The organism is Nonomuraea sp. NPDC051941, assembly GCF_044593615.1.
The window spans coordinates 300003-320032 of sequence record NZ_JBIUCF010000003.1; the positions used below are offsets into that span (position 1 = coordinate 300003).

A 20030-nucleotide genomic window follows, 5' to 3' on the forward strand; every position below is an offset into this window, starting at 1 on the left:
CCGGGGGATAACTGGTGGGACTCGACCTTCGAAACGGACAGACATGACGACTCTTCAGACGGTTTTCGCCAAGGCGAAGGCGGACAACCGGGCCGCGCTCGTCGGCTACCTGCCCGCGGGCTTCCCCTCCAAGGGCGGCGACGTCGCCGCGGCAGCGGCCCTGGTCGAGGCCGGCTGCGACGTCATCGAGATCGGCCTGCCCTACTCCGACCCGCTCATGGACGGGCCGACGATCCAGGACGCGGTGCACCGCTCACTGGTCAACGGCACGCGCATCGCCGACGTGCTGCGCACGGTCGAGGGCGTCGCCGCCACCGGTGCCGCCACGCTCGTCATGACCTACTGGAACCCCATTGACAAGTACGGCGCCGAGCGGTTCGCCCGCGACCTCGCCAACGCGGGCGGCGTGGGCACGATCACGCCCGACCTGACGCCCGAGGAGTCGGAGCCGTGGCGGGCGGCGTCCGCGTCCGCGGGCATCGACACGGTGTTCCTGGTGGCGCCGAGCTCGACCGAGCAGCGCATCAAGGCCGTCGTCGACTGCTGCACGGGCTTCGTGTACGCGGCCTCGCTGATGGGCGTCACCGGCGCCAGGGAGAGCGTCAACGTCGCCGCCGAGGGCCTGGTCGAGCGGACCCGGGCGCACACGGACCTGCCGGTGTGCGTGGGCCTCGGCGTGGGTACGGGCGCGCAGGCGGCCGAGGTGGCGACCTACGCCGACGGGGTGATCGTGGGGTCGGCGTTCATCCGCCGCATCCTCGACGCGTCCGACGAGGCCGAGGGCCGGTCCTCCATCGGAGCCCTGGCCAGGGACATGGCCCAGGGGGTCCGCCGGTAAGGGCGGCTTTACCGCCTATGTGACGAAATTTCGGGATTGCTGCAAGGATTTGGCGCGTAGGTCCTTGGCGTGCGGTCCGGGGCGGGTGATGATCGGGGCCCCGAAGCGGTGTGACGCACGACCCCGAAAGGACACCGATGCGTCCCAGCCCCCTCACGTTCGCAGCGGCCCTCGCACTCGCGGTCACGGCCATGACCGCCCCGGCGTCCGCCGATCTCGTCCCGGCGTCCGTCGGTCCTGCCCCGGTGTCGGTGGACCCCGAACCGGCGTCCGCAGGCCCCGAACCCGCCCCGCCGCCTGACGCGGAGCCCACCCCGACGTACGAGTTGCCGTCCCCGGAGACGCCGCCCACCGGGACGCCCCCGCCCAGCCCCACCGCGCAGAACGAGCCGCCCAGGCCCGCGCGGGTGGCCCGGCCGATCGCGATCTCGTCCCCGGCGCTGCGCGTTGAGCTCGACCCGGACTTCCCGCGCGTCCTGAGCTACACCGACCGGGCCGGCGGCGCCACGCTCGGCGGCAGCACGGGCGTGCCCGCCGTCGTCCTCAACGGCCAGGCGCGAGCCGCCACCGTGGCACTGACCGGGAACGACGGCGCGACCGCCCGCTACCGGCTGACCTTCCCCGATCTCGGCGGCGTCGCGCTCGGGGCGAGCATCGGCGTCAAGGGGCGGGTGACGACGTTCCGGATCGACTCGGTGGCCGACACCGAGGCGTTCCGCGTCAACACCATCGACCTGCCCGGCCATGACCTGGTGTCGGTGTCGAGCGTGCAGCCGGGCGCGGCGACCGCGTTCACCCGGCTGGACCCCAACTCCACCCGCACCGCCGACGTCTTCGCCCAGGTCACGCCGGGCACCGCGCCCGACGACGGCCCGGTCGGGGCCACGTACGCGATCGTGAACACCGACCGGCTGGCCGCCGGGATCGAGACGAACTCCACCTACGACCGCCCCTCGGGCGTCACCGACCGGGACGCCGCCAGGCTCTGGCACCAGGCCAGGAAGGACGCCGGTGGCACGGTCTCCGTGGGCGTGTGGAGCGGCCAGTGGACGCACCGCGCGACCGGCTCGCCGTTCACCGAGGAGCCGCCCTGGGCCAAGGTCGTGGTCACGCCCGACGCCAACGGCGACGGGACGCTCGACTGGCAGGACGGCGCGGTGGCGTTCAGGGCCATCGCCGTCAAGGCGGCCGGCGCCGAGCGGACCAGGGACCGCGTGGTCACGCACATCCCGTTCAACTTCTCCAGCCAGGCCACGCACCCGTTCCTGCGCACCCTGGACGACGTCAAGCGCATCTCGCTGGCCACCGACGGCCTCGGGCAGCTCGCGCTGCTCAAGGGCTACCAGTCGGAGGGCCACGACGCGGCGCACCCCGACTACGGCGGCAACTACAACCGGCGCGCGGGCGGGCTGAAGGACCTGAACACGCTGCTCAAGGCCGGCAAGGGCTGGAACGCCACGTTCGGCGTGCACGTCAACGCCACCGAGTCCTACCCCGAGGCCAGGAATTTCAGCGAGCAGCTCGTCGACAAGGCCGCCAAGGGCTGGAACTGGCTCGACCAGGCGTACCTGATCGACCAGCGCGGCGACCTCACCAGAGGCACCCTGGCCGGGCGCTTCGCGCAGCTGCGCGCCGAGACCGACCGCAACCTCGCGGTGCTGTACGTGGACGTGTTCAGGCCGTTCGGCTGGGTCGCCGACCGGACGCTGGCCGAGCTGCGCGAGCAGGGCTGGCAGGTGACCACCGAGTGGTCGGACAAGCTCGAACGTGCGTCCCTGTGGTCCCACTGGGCCAACGACCTCAACTACGGCGGGGTCACCAACAAGGGGCTGAACTCCCAGATCATCCGGTTCATCCGCAACGACGAGAAGGACGTCTGGAACGCCCATCCGATCCTCGGCAACGCCCGCATCGTCGAGTTCGAGGGCTGGCAGGCGAAGAACGACTTCACCGCGTTCTACCGCAACATCTGGGAGCACAACCTGCCGGTCAAGTTCCTGCAGCACTACAAGATCATGGACTGGAACGTGGACGAGATCGTCTTCTCCGGCGGCGTGCGCGGCACGTACCGGGACGGGAGGCGCGAGCTGTTCGCCGGCGGGCACAAGGTGCTCGACGGGGGCACCTACCTGCTGCCGTGGCAGGGCAGGTACTACCACTACAACCCGGCGGGAGGGGTCACGACCTGGGACGCCGACCGGCCGATGACCGTCTACCGGCTCACCGGCCAGGGCCGCGTGGCGGCTGGCACGGTCACCCCGGAGCACGGGAAGATCACGTTGCGGGCGGAGGCGGGCGTGCCGTACGTGCTCTACCCCGGCAAGGCGCCCCGGCAGCCGGACCCGGACTGGGGGCAGGGCGGCGGCGTGCGCGATCCCGGCTTCAACGGCGACCGGCTCGCCGGATGGACCGTCACGGGCCCCGTGAGCGTCCGTGAGAACGACCTGGGCCAGCGGGTGGCGCTGCTCGGCGGCGGGGCGCGGGCGCGGCTGGAGCAGCGGCTGACGGGCCTGCGACCCGGCCGCACCTACACCGCCTCCGCCTTCGTCGAGGTCGAGCCGGGCAGGACCCGCGAGACCACCCTGGAGGTCGCCGGTCAGGCGGTGACCGTCAGCCGATCCACGGCCAGGAACTACATCGCCTCCGACGAGAAGCACGACACCTTCTTCCAGCGGGCCAAGGTGACCTTCACCGCGCCCGGCACGTCGGCCACGCTGCGGATCACGGCCGCCGCCGCGGACGGGGACGTGCGGGTGGACGACGTACGGCTGTTCGAGCGGGATCCGGCCGGTGACGTGGAGACGTTCGAGTCGAACGAGCCCGGCTGGGGGCCGTTCGTGAAGGGGGACGCGGGCGGGTCGTTCGACGCGCGCACGCACCTGTCCGAGCGGCACGAGCCGTACACGCAGGCCGGGTGGAACGGCAAGACGATCGACGACGTGCTGAACGGCGACTGGTCGCTGAAGGCGCACGAGGAGCGCCAGGGGCTCATCTACCGCACGTTGCCGTGGACCGCGCGGTTCGAGCCGGGGCACGCGTACGAGGTGTCCTTCGCCTACCAGAGCGCGCAGGCGGACGCGTACCAGTGGGTGACCGGCTACGACAAGGGCGGCGCCGGCGTCGAGACGCGGCGCACGCCCATCCCCGAGCGGCGGACCACGGGGACGTTCAGGGAGCGGGTGGTGGCGGGGTGCGGGGACGTGTGGGTCGGGCTGCGTTCGCTCAAGGCCGAGCAGGCCGGGGCCGACTTCGTCCTCGACGACTTCTCCGTGACCGACCTCGGCGCGGCGCCGGACGCGCAGGCGTGCGGGTCGCTGGAGGTGGCGCCCGCCGGCGTCTTCGAGCAGGGGAGGGCCAACGAGGTCGTCACCACGTTCACGAACCTCGAGGACTCGACGGCCCAGGACGTTCGGGTGACGCTGGACGTACCGGACGGGTGGACGGCCACCGGCGACGGGACCGGCGTCGTGGAGCCGGGCGCCAAGTTGACCACGACCTGGCAGGTCACCCCGCCCGCGGACGCCTCCGGGAGCTACGAGCTCGGGGCCGCGGCCGGCTACTCCGTGGGCGGCGTGGCGAAGCGGCTCACCGCGTCCGCGACCGTGCGCACGCCGCCCCGGCCGCCCGCGGAGGACGCCTACGCCAGCGACCTGGAATGGGTCACCGCGGACAACGGCTGGGGGCCGGTGGAGCGCGACCGGTCCAACGGCGACACCGGCGAGGCCGACGGCGGGCCGATCGTCATCGGCGGGCGGACGTTCGCCAAGGGGCTCGGCACGCACGCGCCGGCCAGGGTCCGCTTCCACCTGGGCGGCGCGTGCACGGGGTTCACGGCGTTCGTGGGGGTCGACGACGTGCAGGCCACGCGGGGGTCCGTGCAGTTCGCCGTGGTGGCGGACGGGGTGGAGAAGGCGCGCAGCCCGGTCCTGCGGGCCGCCGACGCGGCGTACGAGCTGAGCGCCGACCTGACCGGAGCCCGTTACGTGGACCTGGTGGCCGGGGATGGCGGCGACGGGAACGGCAACGACCACGCCGACTGGGGCGAGGCCAGGTTCGCGTGCGGCTGAGCGGGCCCCTCATGCCCGGACCGCCCTGGCGAACAGCGCGGCCAGCCCGTCGGCGTACTCGTCCGGGTCGGCGTCGGGGTCGGCCTCCAGCAGGAACGGCAGCCCGTCCAGCGCGCGCTGGACCGCCATCGCGGTCACCCGCACGTTGAACGCCCCGAACTCGCCGCTCTCCTGCCCCCAGACCAGTAACCGCTCGAGGTGGGACAGCGCCGACAGGCCGGTGGCCTCGGGGCGGTGGTTGAGGAGGATCTCCGTGGCGGCGCGCATCTCGGCGCGGTGCTCGCTGACGTACTCCGCCAGGGAGCGGATGTACGTCTCCAGCGCCGCGCCGGCCGTGCGCTGTGTGCTCACCCGCTCGGTCATGAACGCCGAAAGCCGCCCCTGGATCGTCGCGATCACCTGGCCGATCAGCTCGTCCTTGCCCGCGAAGTGGTACGAGATCAGGCGAGTGCTGCTGAGCCCGGCAGATCGGGCAATCCGGGCGAACGACGCCTGGTGGTAGCCGAGCTCGGCGATCGTCGCGATGGTCGCCGTCACGATCTGCGCTCGTCTTGCGGAGCCCGTGACCGTTACTTGCATGAGTAAATTTTTACTTGACTGCGTAATTCCCGCAAGAAACACGGCTTAGCCGGTGCTTATCCGCCGCGTGGTCATATGGATTCCCGATACTGTGCCCATCCCGGCGCAGAGAAAGAGGAGATGGCGTGTGGACGCGTCACTATCGTCACGCAGAGAGTTCTCGGCGATACCCTGGGTGACGACCGTCGCCCGGCTGGTCCTGGGCGGGGTGCTGATCGCGGCGGGTGGGCTCAAGATCGGCAACCCGGCCGATTCGGTCGTGGCGGTCAAGGCTTACCAGCTGCTGCCCGAGTCGATCGCCGTCACGGTGGGCTACGCCCTGCCGATCCTGGAGATCGTCGTCGGACTGCTGCTGGTCGTCGGTCTGCTGACCAGGGTGGCCGCGGTGATCGCCGGGCTGCTCATGTTCGCCTTCGTGTTCGGCATCGCCTGGGCCTGGGCGCACGGTCTGCGGATCGACTGCGGCTGCTTCGGTGGCGGCGGCCAGCTGGGGGTAGGGGAGGAGCCGACGTACTTGCTCGACATCCTGCGCGACTTCGGGCTCGTGCTGCTCGGCGCCTGGGCGGTGCGTTTCCCGCCGGGCCGTTTCGCGCTCGACGGCGCCCTTGGACTGGGGGGCGACAATCGTATTGAAGGGGATGACGACGATGAGCAAGGCTGAGCGCACCAAGACGAAGACGGCGCGCGAGAAGATCAGGGAACAGCAGGCTGAGGCACGCCTGCGTGAAAGGCGCAGGCGCATCGCCACGTACGTGACCGCCGGGGCGGTCGCGGTGGCCGCCGTCGGGCTCGGCTGGTGGTACGCGGCCAGCAACTCGCAGTCCGAGCAGGCCGCCGGAGCGCTCGCGTCGGTCACGGTGCAGCCCGACGGCTCGGTCGTGATGGCCAACCAGGGCGTCGCCGGGCCCGTGGTCGACATCTACGAGGACTTCCAGTGTCCCGCCTGCAAGGAGCTCGAGCGGGTCAGCGGCCAGACCTTCAAGAACCTCGCCGCCGAGGGCAAGGCCAAGGTCGTCTACCACCCGATCACGATCTTCTCCCAGGAGCCGACCAAGTCCAACTCCGTACGCGCGGGCAGTGCCGCCCGATGCGTCGCCGACGGCAAGCAGTGGGTCGCCTTCCATGACCTGCTCTACCAGAACCAGCCGTCCGAGACCGAGGCCGGCTTCACGGTCGACCAGCTGAAGAACTGGGGCAAGCAGGCCGGGGTGACCGCGCCGGACTTCGACCAGTGCGTCACCACGCAGAAGCACGCCGACGCGCAGCTCTCGTACAGCAAGAAGATCATCGATGCGCAGAAGATCGACCATACGCCGACGGTGAAACTGAACGGCAAGGAAATCGACAATCCCGTACTCTTCAGCCCGCAAGATCTGCGCGAAGCGATTACGAAGGCGGCCAAGTAGTCTCTCTTCCGCTACCCTCACGTGACATGCCCCTTGCCTCGATTCCCAGCCCTTCCCAGGGGGTCTGGTATCTCGGAATCATCCCGATCCGGGCTTATGCGCTATGCATCGTGCTCGGCGTCATCGTCGCCGTCTGGCTGAGCGAGCGGCGCTGGCAGGCCCGCGGTGGCCAGAAGGGGACGATCGTCGACATCGCGGTCCCCGCGGTCATCTTCGGCCTGATCGGCGGCCGGCTCTACCACGTCATCACCGACTGGCAGACCTACTTCGGCAGTCGCGCGATCAAGGAGCCCATCCAGGCGCTGTTCATCTGGGAGGGCGGCCTCGGCATCTGGGGCGCGATCTCACTCGGCGCGCTCGGCGTCTGGTTCGCCGTGCGCAAACGCGGCATCTCCATGAGCGCCGTCGCCGACACGGTCGCGCCCGGCATCGCCTTCGCCCAGGCCATCGGCCGCTGGGGCAACTGGTTCAACCAGGAGCTCTACGGCTCGCCGACCACGCTGCCGTGGGGCCTGGAGATCGACGCCGACCACGGGGGCGAGCCGGGGGTGCTCTACCACCCGACCTTCCTGTACGAGTCGCTGTGGGACGTGGCGCTCGGCTTCGTGCTCCTCTTCGCGGGCCGGCGCTTCGCCCTGCGCCACGGGCGGCTGTTCGCCCTCTACGTCGCCGGCTACACGCTGGGCCGCTTCTGGATCGAAGGGCTGCGCATCGACCCGGTCGGCGGCGTGGACCACGCGGTGACGTTCCTCGGGCTGCGGATCAACCAGTGGACGTCGATCGTGCTGTTCGTGGCGGCGCTGGCGTACTTCTGGCTGTCCAGGAACCGGGACAGCGTGGAGATCGTGGCCCCGGCCGACCCGGCTCACCCCGCCGACCAGGCGGACGCCGACTCCGAGGACACGCAGGAGCCCACCTCGGCCGACGACGGAGAGGACGCTCCGAGCCCTCGACCATCGGCCGATACGTCCAAGGACCCCGAAGCGACAGACGACCCGGCTCCGGAGACCGACAAGACCACGGACGCGGAAGTCACGGACGCTCCGGCGCCGGCAGCCGAAAAGGCCGAGAAGCCTGAGAAGGCCGAGGACGACGGAGCGAAGGATGCCCCGCCGCCGGCGGATGATGTAACCCCCGCCGACGGGGTAGAGGCATCTGACGCCGAAGTCGTGACGAAGGAGAAGAACTCGCGATGAGTGGTCGCGCGGAGATCCACCACCAGCATCGCGACGTCACCGGAGGCTGGTTGCGGCCCTCGGTGTTCGGCGCGATGGACGGCCTGGTATCGAACTTCGCGCTCATCGCGGGTGTCGCGGGCGGGACGACCAACACGAAGGTCATCGCCCTCGGAGGCGTCGCCGGGCTCGCCGCCGGCGCGCTGTCCATGGCGGGCGGCGAGTACGTCTCGGTCGCCAGCCAGCGCGAGCTGGCCCAGGCCGAGATCGCCGTGGAACGGCGCGAGCTCGCCCGCCACCCTGACGACGAGCAGGCGGAGCTGGCACAGACGTTCGTCGACAAGGGCGTGGAGCCCGGCCTGGCCGCCGAGGTGTCCAGGCAGATCTCCCGCAACCCGGACCGCGCGCTGGAGGTCCACGCCCAGAACGAACTGGGCGTCGCCCCCGGCGAGCTGCCCTCACCGGTGGTGGCCGCGGTGTCGTCGTTCCTGTCGTTCAGCTTGGGGGCGGTGCTGCCCCTGCTGCCGTACCTGCTCGGCGCCAGGGACCTGGCGCTGTCGGCCGCGGTGTCCTGCGTCGCCCTGTTCGCGGCGGGCGCGCTGGTCTCGGCGGTGACGGCGCGCAGCTGGTGGTTCTCAGGGCTGCGCCAGCTCGTGGTGGGCGTGATCGCCGCGGCGGTCACGTTCGGCCTCGGCAACCTGATCGGGGCGGCGGGCCTGTGATGGCCCGCAGAAGAGCCGGTTCGGGCGGTCACGGCAAATCCTCCTCCGGTCAGGACGGCACGGGCCGCACCCGCGGCGGCCGCTCGCCCGGCAGAGACCAGGACACCCCCACCCCCGCCTCCGGCCAGTCGACCCCAGACCCGAACGCCGCCGGCCGGGCCAGCGGTAGTTGGCCTGCTCGGGATGTTCAGGACGCCGGCGGTAGCTGGCCGGCCCGTGATGTGCAGGACACGAGCGGGAGTTGGCCTGCGCGGGATGGTGGCCGTGCTGGTGGTCGTCGGGCGTCGGGTTCGGATGGCGCTGGCCCGGCTGGTGGCAGTTGGCCTGCTCGGGATGTCCAGGACACCGGTGGTAGCTGGCCCGCGCGGGACGTGCAGGATGCCGGCCGTGCTGGTGGTCGCCGGGCGTCGGGTGCCGATGGTGCTGGCCCGGCTGGTGCCAGTTGGCCCGCGCGAGAGGTGCAGGACACGGGTGGTAGTTGGCCGGCGCGTGATGTGCAGGACACGGGCGGTAGTTGGCCTGCTCGGGATGCCGGCCGTGCTGGTAGTCGTCGGGCGTCGGGTTCGGATGGCGCCGGCCCGGCTGGTGGCAGTTGGCCCGCGCGAGACGTTCAAGACGCCGGTGGTAGTTGGCCGGCGCGTGATGTGCAGGACACGGGCGGTAGTTGGCCTGCTCGGGATGTTCCAGACGCTGGTGGTACCTGGCCGGCCCGTGATGTGCAGGACGCGGGTGGCAGCTGGCCTGCGCGGAACCTGCGGGACGCGGGTGGCAGTTGGCCTGCTCGGGATGTCCAGGACGCCAGTGGCAGCTGGCCCGCTCGGGAGGCGCAGGACACCAGCGGTGCTGGGGGTCGTCGGGCATCAGGCTCGGATGACGCTGGCCGTACCGGTGCCGGAGGTCGGCCCGCGTCGGAGGGGCGAGGCAGCCGTCGTGCCGGTGGTCGCCGGTCGGCGGGCGCGGCCGACTCGGGGCGGGCCGGTCACGCCCGGTCGTCCGTAGACCCGGACGGTGGAGGCCAAGCAGCTGGCGGCTGGCCGGCGGCAGGTGCGGACGGTGGCTGGCAGCCGAGCGGCGACGGCCAGCCGACGCCGGGTGCAGGTGGCCGGCACGCTGGCGACGAGGGTAGGCCCAGTGCCGGTGCCGGGCCTGGCACTGGTCCTGGTGCCACTGGCGGTGCTGGTCCTGGTGCCGCTGGCGGGGTGGGTGCTGGCGGGGCTGGCGTCGGCGGCGGTGGCTGGACTGCCGGAGGCCAGGGCGACGATGGTCAGCTGTTGGCCGAGGCGACCGGCGGCGGGCGGCTGCCGTCCGGTAAGAGCGGCGAAAGGCGTTCCGGGCGCAGGCGGGCGAAGGCGAGCCACGGCGCGGATGACCAGTCGGCGAGCGGCGGCGACCGCGGAAACTGGGCAGCAGACGGCGACCTTGGAAACTGGGCGGCCGGCGGCGACGAGCCCGCGGCCGATGCGGTCGGCGGTGACTGGGCGGTCAGCGGCATGCGGTCCGTCACCGAGGGGACCCGACCCCGAAGATCCGGCGGCCGACGTTCAGCGGCTGAGACCGATGGAGGTCGTTCGTCATCCGGAGGCCGCGGTCGTCGTTCGGCGGCCGGGGCCCATGGCGGTCGCTCGGCGGCTGAAACCGACGGCGGTCGCTCGGTGGCTGGGGCGGAAGGTGGCCGGTTGGTGGCCGGCGCCGATGGCGGTTGGTCAGTGCTCGGGGCCGAGGACGATCGGTTGGCCGACGACGGTCCATTGGACTTCGGGGCCGACGGTGGATTTGCGACTTCTGAGACTCGCGACGGGAAGGCCGATGGTGACGGGCGGCCCGGGAAGTTCTCGCGTACGCGACGGCGTCCGCCGCCTTCTGACTGGCAACTCCCGCTGCTCACCCACATGGGCTTGCAGCCCAAGCACCAGCGGCTGATCGTCATCATCGCCACGATCGTCGGCGTGCTGGCGGGCGGGACCGGGCTGGTGGTCGCCATCAACTCCATCGGCGGCTACTCCCCGCAGCGGCAGGCCGGCTCCTCCATGATCGCGCCGGACACGGCGCTCCCGCGCGTCTTCCGGGGGTGGGGTTCTCCCAAGCTGTTCGACCCCGTCACGGACAGGGCCAAGGACCAGCGGGCCCTGACCGAGAAGGAGGTGTTCGGGCAGAGCGAGCTCGCCGTGTCCAAGAAGCTCAAGCTCAAGCTGGTCACCAAGAAACTCGATGCCGACTGCTCGGCGGCGCTGTGGGGCGCGAACCTCCTCGAACTGGTGTCGGACGCCGGATGCACCCAAGTCGCCCGCGGCCTCTACGCGAGCTCCGACGGCCGGTACATCGGCCAGTACACGCTGCTCAACCTCAAGGACGGCAAGTCGGCCGCGGACCTGGTGGAGTCCTTGAAGACGCTCTACCGGGGCGGTTGGACGCGTCCCCTGGAGTCCGCCAAGGCCGCCTTCCCCGCCGGCGGCTACTCCGAGGCTGGCGGCTACGCCCTCGGCCACTACGTCGGCCTGGTGTGGCTGGGGAAGACCGACGGCGCGGATCCCGGCCCCAAGGACGACTTCGTCTCGCTCACCCTGGCGCTCCGCGGCGCGGAGAAGGCCGTCTACCGCCGCGTCGTCACGATCACCGGACCGTCCTCCTGATGTCGAACCACCCACCCCCGAACAACACCCGCCCCTGGCACCGCTCCCGTGACGTCATCACGATCGCTGAGGGCGGTTTCCTGAGGTCCGGGAGAGTTGCCGCGATGGTGGAGGGCGGTGGCCCGGGGCCTGGGGATGTCGTCACGATTACTGAGGGCGGTCAGCTGAGGCCCGGTGGAGTCGTCGTGATCGTGGAGGGCGCTCGCCCGGGGTCTCGGGATGTCATCGCGCTCACTGAGGGCGGTCGGCTGAGGCCTGGGGGAGTTGCCGTGATGGTGGAGGGCGGCCGCCTGAGGCCTCGGGATGTCGTCGCGATTGCGGAGGTGGCCTGCTGATGTCGCGTCGTGTTGTCATCCCCTTGGGGCTCGCCCTCGTGGCGGTCGTCGCGGTGGCCGGTTGGCTGTGGCTGCGGCGCGAGGATCCCAGGCCCGCCAGCTTCCACGCCGAGCCCACCTCCGCCTTCTATTCCGCCATCGACAAACGCCAGAACGACACCACGCCTCTCACCCTGAACGAGGTCTTCACCCCGGCCACCCAGACCCTGGGCGCCATGCGTCTGGACGCCACGCAGCAGTTCAGCGACTGTGACGAGGTTCTCTGGGGGGTCTCGGCCACGGGCTGCACGCAGGCGCTCCAGGCCACGTACAAGGGGGGTGCGGTGGCGGGTCAGTTCGTTATCTTCAACCTGAGCGACGGGCGGGCGGCTGACGCGCTGGTGTCGGCGCTGGGCAAGGACGGGTTCGTACAGCAGGACATCGCGTTCGAGCCGGTCGGCAGCCGTGCCCAGGCGCGGGCGATGGGCCACTACGTGACCGTGAGCTGGGCCGGAGGATCGGCGCCCGCCCAGGACCTGGTGGCCGCCCTCGTGGCACTGGACGGTTTGGGGCGTGTGGTCCAGGGCCGCATCGTCGCCGCAACCTGAAGCCACCGCCACCCACCCGCCCCTCGACAGCGACTCGGCGACTCCGGGGCAGCGGCCGCCCCTCGATGGCAACCCCTGAGAGAGGCGGAGGCCGCGACTGCGATGGCGACCCCTGGGTGCGACGGTGACCAGGTCTCGCGACTGCGATGGCGGCCGGGACCCGTGACCGCGACCGTGGCCGGGGCCATGACTCGCAACGGCGACCGGGGCCGGAACTGCGTCGGCGATCCGCGACCGCGACGCTGACCAGGACCGCGACGGTGACCAGGACCGCGACGGTGGCCGGGCCGGCGACACGGCGGCAGCCCGCGACGGTGACCAGGACCGGCGACACGGCGGCAGCCCGCGATGGTGACCAGGACCAGCGACAGCGATGGACCGCACGATGATCAGGACGGCGATCGCTACAGGTGACCGTGACGGTGACCCGCCACGGTGACTGGGACAGCGACCGCAACCCGCGCCCCTGGATGGTGACCGGAGCGGCGGCTGCCACCCGCGATGGTGACTGGGACCCGCGACTGCGGCGGCGATCAGGGCGACTTGCGGCATCGGCCTGCTGCTGGCCTTGACCTCCACTGGCCTCGACCTCCACTGGACTCCACCTTGCTGGACCCGGCCTCGGCTGGACTTGGCCGTGGCGCATCGGCCTGGCTTTGGCAGTGACTGGACGTCCGGACCCCTCGGAGGGCGGGGTTGTCGGGGTGGGTCAGGTGGTTGTGGTCAGGGCGGAGATGGTTGTGGTGACTGCTTCGGGGAGGGCGGACAGGCGGTGGAGGGGGGCGTCCAGGGGGGTCAGGGCTTCCGACCAGGGGGCGGCTTCGGCGATGAGGGTGCGGGCCTCGTTCTTGGTCAGGGTCGAGCCTTGGGTACGGGCCACCGCGATGAGGGCCTCGCGCCATGTGTTGGCCAGCTTGGCGTGCCCGTTGTCCAGGATCCTGCGCAGTACCGAGGCCGCGTCGCCGGGCGGTTGTGGCAGGCGTACGGCGTCCAGGACGTCGCCGCCGGCGCTCAGCTTGTAGACGGTGGACAGCACGTCAGGCAGCGGCGGGAGGTCGGAGCCCACGACGCGTACGTGGGAGGCGCGGGTCGCCAGGAGGATGCGGGGGAGGGCGGCCTCCAGGCCCGGGGGCAGGGTCACGGCCACGCGGTCCAGGGTGGCGGCGTACGGCTTGGAGAGCCAGGTCGAGAGCCGGACCCGTGGCTCGGTGAGGTCCTTGGGCCACTCGCCCACCAGCAGGTCGGGGTCGAAGCCCTGGATGGCCTCCTGCGGGGCTGAGAGGGCGTTATGGGCGCTTTCGACCGATTGTGGGCCTTGGGTGTAGATAGTGGTGGTTTGGCGGCTCAGACGGGACGTCACGGCCGGGCGCGTCCTGGTGGTGGGGCGGAGGATGTACATGTCGGCAGCCGAGCCGATGGCTTCTGCCCCGAAATATCGGTTGAAGTCGGGATAGATGGCTTCGTAGGCGAGGTTGAGGTCCGCCAGGGCCTGCTGGACCTTGAAGGCCAGCATCGGGGTACGTTCGCTGGCTCCGTACGCGAGCAGGATGCGGCCGTTGTCCGTCAGCGCCTCGGCAGCCCGCGCCACGAACAGGCCCGTGCCCTCCGGCGTGTACGGGGGGTCGGTGAGCGCGAGGTCGTGGTCCCGGGCGGACGAGGGCAGGCCGAGGCGCAGGTCGGCCCAGCGGGTGCGGACCCCCAGGCGCTGGGCGTCGATGTACGCCAGGATGCGCTCGTCGATGTCGACCACCGTGACGTCGGTCTCCGGATGGATCAGCTTGACGGCCAGCGAGGTCAGGTCGTGGTCGCCGACGCACAGCAGGCGCGTGCCGGGGAGCCAGAAGCGGGCGCCGAGCAGCAGCGCCCGCCTCAGGATCGTTTCGGGGGTAGCCGAGACGTGGTCGAGCACGTGGCGGGCGCGCGGAGCCCGGGCCACGAGGTCTTTGAGGCGGGCGAGCTCGGAAGCGTAGTGGGGGAGCAGGTGGGCCACCGGATCCTCCGGCGGCGGGGCCAGCGCGAGGAGGTCCTGGTAGTCGTTGGTGTGGGTCAGCGGGATCCGGAACGCGTCGCCCTTCCGCTCCAGGGGAAGCTCGCGCAGGAGGGCCTCGACGGTACGCCTGGAGGTGGCGGTCTCCCTGACCAGGTCGGCCAGTGTCCACCACTGGGCGTCGCACAGGAGGGTCAGGGCGTGCCGCAACCGCCTGCTGTCCGGCCCTGCCTCCGCGAGCAGGCGCTCCACCCCGTCACGCTCCATCAGATCCGCGCGGACTCTTCCGCCCGCCTCGGTCGGCAGGGGAGTCCGCGCTCCCTCCCTCCAGATTTTGTCGGCACATGCCGATAGCGTGATGGTCTCGTTACTGAGGGTGGGAGGTGGTGGTGCACGGATCGTCCGCGTTCCTGCTGTGCCCCACCGGTGAACAGGCGTACGGCGTGATCGATCGGACCGGGTGTGACGTCGTCGGCACGTCTGGATCGAGATTGAGCGGATCGATCCTGGAGGTGGGTCGGGGGGTGTTGGTGACGGTGCTTGTGCACGGGACTGCCGGCATCTCCCGTGTGTGTTCTCGTCGCTCGCACTGTGCGCACGGCGATGTCGATGTCGGCGCGTCGACCGAGCTTCGCGACGCTGCGCAGGCGGCTTGGCGAGAAGCCGCTCCCTTCGAGGAGCGGAGGAGTCACGAGGCCAACCCTATCGAGGTACAAGGGTGGACAGCCCGAGCGCGCGTCCGTGCGAGGCATCGGTGTCCCCGGCCCGGCCACCCGTCCGGGCGTCGGGTGAGCAGTGGGGGGAGTGTGGCAGGGCTTGGGTGGGGTGGTGGAGTGGTCGTGGTGGCGGGTGGGTGAGGTGGGCGGGTGAGCGGGACGGCGCGGGGGTGAAATCTGGGGGTGGGCGGGGTGGTGTACGGGCGGATTGGTCGGGTTGGGGTTTGGGCGGGGGGTGGAGTGGGGACGAATCGCTCCCCATGCCGTAAATCGTGGACGTGTAGCGGGAATTTCTTTGCCTACGTCCGGGGTTTGGGATAGGGAGTTCGGATGCTGGGATAGGCCCCAATGTTCGCAATGCGGACGTGCCGGGCACCATTCCGGCAGCGTGCGGTAACCTCTACCCACGATATGCAGCAGGGCCAACGTCGTCCCCGCCTGTAGCGCAGTTAGAGACAGACGATGACGACGGGAGGGATTAAATGCCTGCTGCCCACCTCGGGTTCCCCGAGCCCCAGGGCCTGTACCACCCCGCCAACGAGCATGATGCCTGCGGTGTCGCCATGGTTGCCGACGTCGCTGGACGCCGTGGGCATGGGATCGTGGTCAAGGCGCTGACGGCTCTGTGCAATCTTGATCATCGGGGGGCCAAGGGTAGCGAGCCGGACACCGGCGACGGAGCCGGGATCCTGACGCAGATTCCCGATGGGTTCTACCGCGCGAGCGTGCCGTTCGCGCTTCCCCCGGCTGGCGCGTACGCGACCGGCATCGCCTTCCTGCCGTTCGACGAGCAGGCCAGGGGCATCGCCACCGGCCTGATCGAGGAGATCGCGGCCGAGGAGGGCCTCACCGTGCTCGGCTGGCGCGAGCTGCCGGTCGACCGCGAGCTGCCCGGGCCCAGCGCCAGGGCCGTCATGCCGCACTTCGCCCAGCTGTTCGTGGCCGACCCTGAGGGCCGGGAGGGGCTGGAGCTCGACCGGCTGGCGTTCTGCCTGCGCAAGAGGGCCGAGCACGAGGCGGACGTCTACTTCCCCTCGCTGTCCGCCAGGACGATCGTCTACAAGGGCATGCTCACGCCCGACCAGGTCGAGCCGTTCTTCCCCGACCTGAGCGACGAGCGTTACGAGACGGCGATCGCGCTGGTGCACTCGCGCTTCTCCACCAACACGTTCCCGAGCTGGCCGCTCGCCCACCCGTACCGCTACATCGCCCACAACGGCGAGATCAACACGGTCAAGGGCAACCGCAACTGGATGCGGGCCCGCGAGGCGATGCTGGAGTCCGCCCACATCCCGGGCGATATTTCACGACTTTTCCCCATCTGCGACCCAGATGGCAGCGACACCGCCAGCTTCGACGAGGCCCTGGAGCTCCTGCACATCGGCGGCCGGAGCCTGCCCCACGCCGTGCTGATGATGATCCCGGAGGCGTGGGAGAACCACACCGAGATGGATCCCGCCCGCCGGGCCTTCTACGAGTTCCACTCCTCGATGATGGAGGCCTGGGACGGCCCCGCGTCGATCACGTTCACCGACGGCACCCTGGCCGGCGCCGTGCTCGACCGCAATGGCCTGCGCCCCGGACGCTTCTGGGTGACCGCCGACGGCCTGGTCGTGCTGGCCTCCGAGGCCGGCGTGCTGGACTTCAAGCCCGAGGACGTGGTCAGGAAGGGCCGCCTGCAGCCGGGCCGCATGTTCCTCATCGACACCGCCCGCGGCAAGATCATCGAGGACGACGAGATCAAGGCCGAGCTGGCCGCCGAGCTCCCGTACGAGGACTGGCTGCACGCGGGGCTCGTCCGCTTCGAGGAGCTGCCCGCGCGGCAGCGGGAGATCCCCACGCACGAGGCGCTCGTCAAGCGGCAGCAGACCTTCGGCTACACCGAGGAAGAGCTGCGCATCATCCTGTCGCCGATGGCCAAGGCGGGCCAGGAGCCGATCGGCTCCATGGGCACCGACACGCCCGTGGCCGTGCTGAGCGAGAAGCCACGGCTCCTGTTCGACTACTTCACGCAGCTGTTCGCGCAGGTCACGAACCCGCCGCTGGACGCCATCCGTGAAGAGCTGGTCACGTCGCTGGCCAGCACCATCGGTCCCGAGGGCAACCTGCTCGACCCGGGTCCGTCGTCGTGCCGCCAGCTCGTGCTGCCGTACCCGGTGATCGACAACGACGAGCTCGCCAAGATCATTCACATCAACGACGAGCACGACCTGCCGGGCTTCCACCCGTACGTCATCAGCGGCCTGTACGAGGTCGCCGGCGGCGGCGAGGCGCTGCTGAGCCGCCTGGAGGAGATCAGGGCCGAGGCGTCCCAGGCGATCGCGGCCGGCGCGCGGATCATCGTGCTGTCCGACCGCGGCTCGTCGGAGACGCTGGCGCCGATCCCGGCGCTGCTGCTGACCGGCGCGGTGCACCACCACCTGATCCAGGAGAAGACCCGCACCAAGATCGGGCTCGTGGTCGAGACCGCCGAGGCCCGCGAGTGCCACCACATGGCGCTGCTCATCGGGTACGGCGCGGGCGCGATCAACCCGTACCTCGCGATCGAGACCATCGAGGACCTGGTCGACACCGGCGCCCTCCAGATGGACAAGCGCAAGGCCGTGCGCAACCTGATCAAGGCGTACGGCAAGGGCGTCATCAAGGTCATGTCCAAGATGGGCGTGTCCACAGTGGCCTCCTACACCGGCGCGCAGATCTTCGAGGCGCTCGGCCTGAGCCAGCAGGTCATCGACTCCTGCTTCACCGGCACCACCTCCCGCCTGGGCGGCGTCGGCTTCGACGTGCTGGCCGAGGAGGTCGCGCAGCGACACCGGCACGCCTACCCGCGCGCGGAGAACGCCCACCGCAGGCTCCAGGTCGGCGGCGAGTACCAGTGGCGGCGCGAGGGCGAGCCGCACCTGTTCAACCCCGAGACCGTCTTCAAGCTGCAGCACGCCACCAGGACCCGCCGCTACGAGATCTTCAAGGAGTACACGAACCTCGTGGACTCCCAGGCGGAGCGGCTGATGACCCTGCGCGGCCTGTTCAAGCTGCGCAAGGGCGCCCCGATCCCGATCGAGGAGGTCGAGCCGGCCTCGGAGATCGTCAAGCGGTTCTCGACGGGCGCGATGTCGTACGGCTCCATCTCCATGGAGGCGCACGAGACGCTCGCCATCGCGATGAACCGGCTCGGCGGCAAGTCCAACACCGGCGAGGGCGGCGAGGACCCCGAGCGGCTCTACGACGCCACCCGCAGGTCCGCGATCAAGCAGGTCGCCTCCGGCCGGTTCGGCGTCACCAGCGAATACCTGGTGAACGCGGCCGACCTGCAGATCAAGATGGCCCAGGGCGCCAAGCCCGGCGAGGGCGGCCAGCTGCCCGGCCACAAGGTCTACCCGTGGATCGCCAAGACCAGGCACTCCACGCCGGGCGTCGGCCTCATCTCGCCGCCGCCGCACCACGACATCTACTCGATCGAGGACCTGGCCCAGCTCATCCACGACCTGAAGAACTCCAACCCGGAGGCCAGGGTCCACGTGAAGCTGGTCGCCGAGGTCGGCGTCGGCACGGTCGCCGCGGGCGTGTCGAAGGCGCACGCCGACGTGGTGCTCATCTCCGGGCACGACGGCGGCACCGGCGCCTCGCCGCTCACGTCGCTCAAGCACGCGGGCGCGCCGTGGGAGCTCGGCCTGGCCGAGACCCAGCAGACGCTCCTGCTGAACGACCTGCGCGACCGCATCGTCGTCCAGGTCGACGGCCAGCTCAAGACCGGCCGTGACGTCGTCATCGCCGCGCTGCTCGGCGCCGAGGAGTACGGCTTCGCCACCGCGCCCCTCGTCGTCAGCGGCTGCGTCATGATGCGGGTCTGCCACCTCGACACCTGCCCCGTGGGTGTCGCCACGCAGAACCCGGAGCTGCGCAAGCGCTTCAGCGGCAAGCCGGAGTTCGTGGTCAACTTCTTCGAGTTCATCGCCGAGGAGATCCGCGAATACCTGGCCGAGCTGGGCTTCCGCACGCTCGACGAGGCGATCGGGCACGTCGAGATGCTCGACATGTCGGCGGCCGAGGACCACTGGAAGGCCAGCGGCCTCGACCTGGCGCCGATCCTGCACCGGCCCGAGCTGCCCGCGGGCACCGTGCTGCGCAGGGTCGTCGAGCAGGACCACGGTCTGCAGCACGCGCTGGACAACACGCTGATCCAGCTCGCCGAGGGCGCGCTCAACGAGGGCACCCCGGTCACGCTGGAGCTGCCCATCCGCAACGTCAACCGCACGGTCGGCACCATGCTCGGCTACCAGGTGACCAAGCGGTACGGCGGCCAGGGCCTGCCCGACAACACGATCGACATCTCGTTCACCGGCTCGGCGGGCAACTCGCTCGGCGCGTTCGTGCCGCGCGGCGTCACGCTGCGGCTGACCGGCGACGCCAACGACTACCTCGGCAAGGGCCTGTCCGGCGGGCGGATCACCGTCCGGCCGCACGAGGAGGCCCCGCTCGACGGCCACATCATCTCCGGCAACGTCGCCCTGTACGGCGCCACGTCCGGCGAGGTGTTCATCCGCGGCGTCGTGGGCGAGCGGTTCTGCGTGCGTAACTCGGGCGCCACGGCGGTCGTCGAGGGCGTGGGCGACCACGGCTGCGAGTACATGACCGGCGGCCGGGCCGTCGTGCTCGGCCCGACCGGGCGCAACTTCGCGGCCGGCATGTCGGGCGGCATCGCCTACCTGCTCGACCTCAGGTCGGAGCGGGTCAACCGCGAGATGGTCGCCATCGAGACGCTCACCGAGGAGGACGGCGAGTTCCTCAAGGAGACCGTCGAGAAGCACTTCGCGGAGACCGGCTCGCCGGTCGCCAAGGAGCTGCTGGCCGACTGGGACGCGGCGCTGGGCCGGTTCGGCAAGATCATGCCGACCGACTACAAGCGGGTGCTGGCCGCCGCCGAGGCCGCCCGCATCGAAGGCAGGGACATCGACGAGGCCGTCATGGCGGCCGCGGTTCAAAGCTAA

General features: G+C 70.8%; 11 protein-coding genes. 9 read left to right on the plus strand and 2 right to left on the minus strand.

All coding sequences use genetic code 11. The annotated features are described in order from the left end of the window. Positions 1-43 precede the first annotated feature (43 nt). Together trpA and ACIHFD_RS07930 are read left to right on the plus strand one after the other, a co-directional pair. Positions 44-838, plus strand: coding sequence for a tryptophan synthase subunit alpha (trpA, locus tag ACIHFD_RS07925; protein ID WP_397366082.1), 795 nt, complete (start codon positions 44-46; stop codon positions 836-838). A gap of 137 nt (positions 839-975) precedes the next feature. Beyond that, a complete protein-coding gene (locus ACIHFD_RS07930; RefSeq protein WP_397366083.1) occupies positions 976-4905 on the plus strand; it encodes an endo-alpha-N-acetylgalactosaminidase family protein in 3930 nt (1309 codons plus the stop codon). A gap of 9 nt (positions 4906-4914) precedes the next feature. On the opposite strand, the gene ACIHFD_RS07935 is transcribed toward ACIHFD_RS07930, so the two are convergent. Continuing rightward, positions 4915-5442, minus strand: a complete 528-nt coding sequence (locus ACIHFD_RS07935) for a TetR family transcriptional regulator (RefSeq protein ID WP_397366084.1) — start codon at positions 5440-5442, stop codon at positions 4915-4917. Between the two features lie 217 nt (positions 5443-5659). Here ACIHFD_RS07935 and ACIHFD_RS07940 point away from each other — a divergent pair, with 217 nt between their 5' ends. From ACIHFD_RS07940 to ACIHFD_RS07965, 6 genes are all read left to right on the plus strand, one after another. Then, on the plus strand, positions 5660-6145 hold the full coding sequence (locus ACIHFD_RS07940; RefSeq protein WP_192792298.1) for a MauE/DoxX family redox-associated membrane protein: 486 nt from the start codon (positions 5660-5662) through the stop codon (positions 6143-6145). Then, complete coding sequence (locus ACIHFD_RS07945; protein WP_397366085.1) at positions 6132-6890, plus strand: DsbA family protein; 759 nt, start codon at positions 6132-6134, stop codon at positions 6888-6890. Before ACIHFD_RS07940 ends, ACIHFD_RS07945 begins: the two co-directional genes overlap by 14 nt. 110 nt (positions 6891-7000) lie before the next feature. Next, positions 7001-8086 (plus strand): prolipoprotein diacylglyceryl transferase, encoded by a 1086-nt coding sequence (lgt, locus tag ACIHFD_RS07950; RefSeq protein ID WP_397366086.1) that lies wholly within the window; start codon positions 7001-7003, stop codon positions 8084-8086. Further along, complete coding sequence (locus tag ACIHFD_RS07955; RefSeq protein ID WP_355191814.1) at positions 8083-8787, plus strand: VIT1/CCC1 transporter family protein; 705 nt, start codon at positions 8083-8085, stop codon at positions 8785-8787. Before lgt ends, ACIHFD_RS07955 begins: the two co-directional genes overlap by 4 nt. Before the next feature lie 1889 nt (positions 8788-10676). Then, on the plus strand, positions 10677-11417 hold the full coding sequence (locus ACIHFD_RS07960) for a hypothetical protein (protein WP_397366089.1): 741 nt from the start codon (positions 10677-10679) through the stop codon (positions 11415-11417). Positions 11418-11751: 334 nt separating this feature from the next. Continuing rightward, complete coding sequence (locus tag ACIHFD_RS07965; RefSeq protein WP_397366090.1) at positions 11752-12339, plus strand: hypothetical protein; 588 nt, start codon at positions 11752-11754, stop codon at positions 12337-12339. A 709-nt stretch (positions 12340-13048) separates the two neighbouring features. Here the strand turns inward: ACIHFD_RS07965 and ACIHFD_RS07970 are convergent. Continuing rightward, a complete protein-coding gene (locus tag ACIHFD_RS07970) occupies positions 13049-14593 on the minus strand; it encodes a bis-aminopropyl spermidine synthase family protein (RefSeq protein ID WP_397366091.1) in 1545 nt (514 codons plus the stop codon). Between the two features lie 931 nt (positions 14594-15524). Here ACIHFD_RS07970 and gltB point away from each other — a divergent pair. Beyond that, positions 15525-20030, plus strand: coding sequence for a glutamate synthase large subunit (gene gltB, locus ACIHFD_RS07975; RefSeq protein WP_397366092.1), 4506 nt, complete (start codon positions 15525-15527; stop codon positions 20028-20030).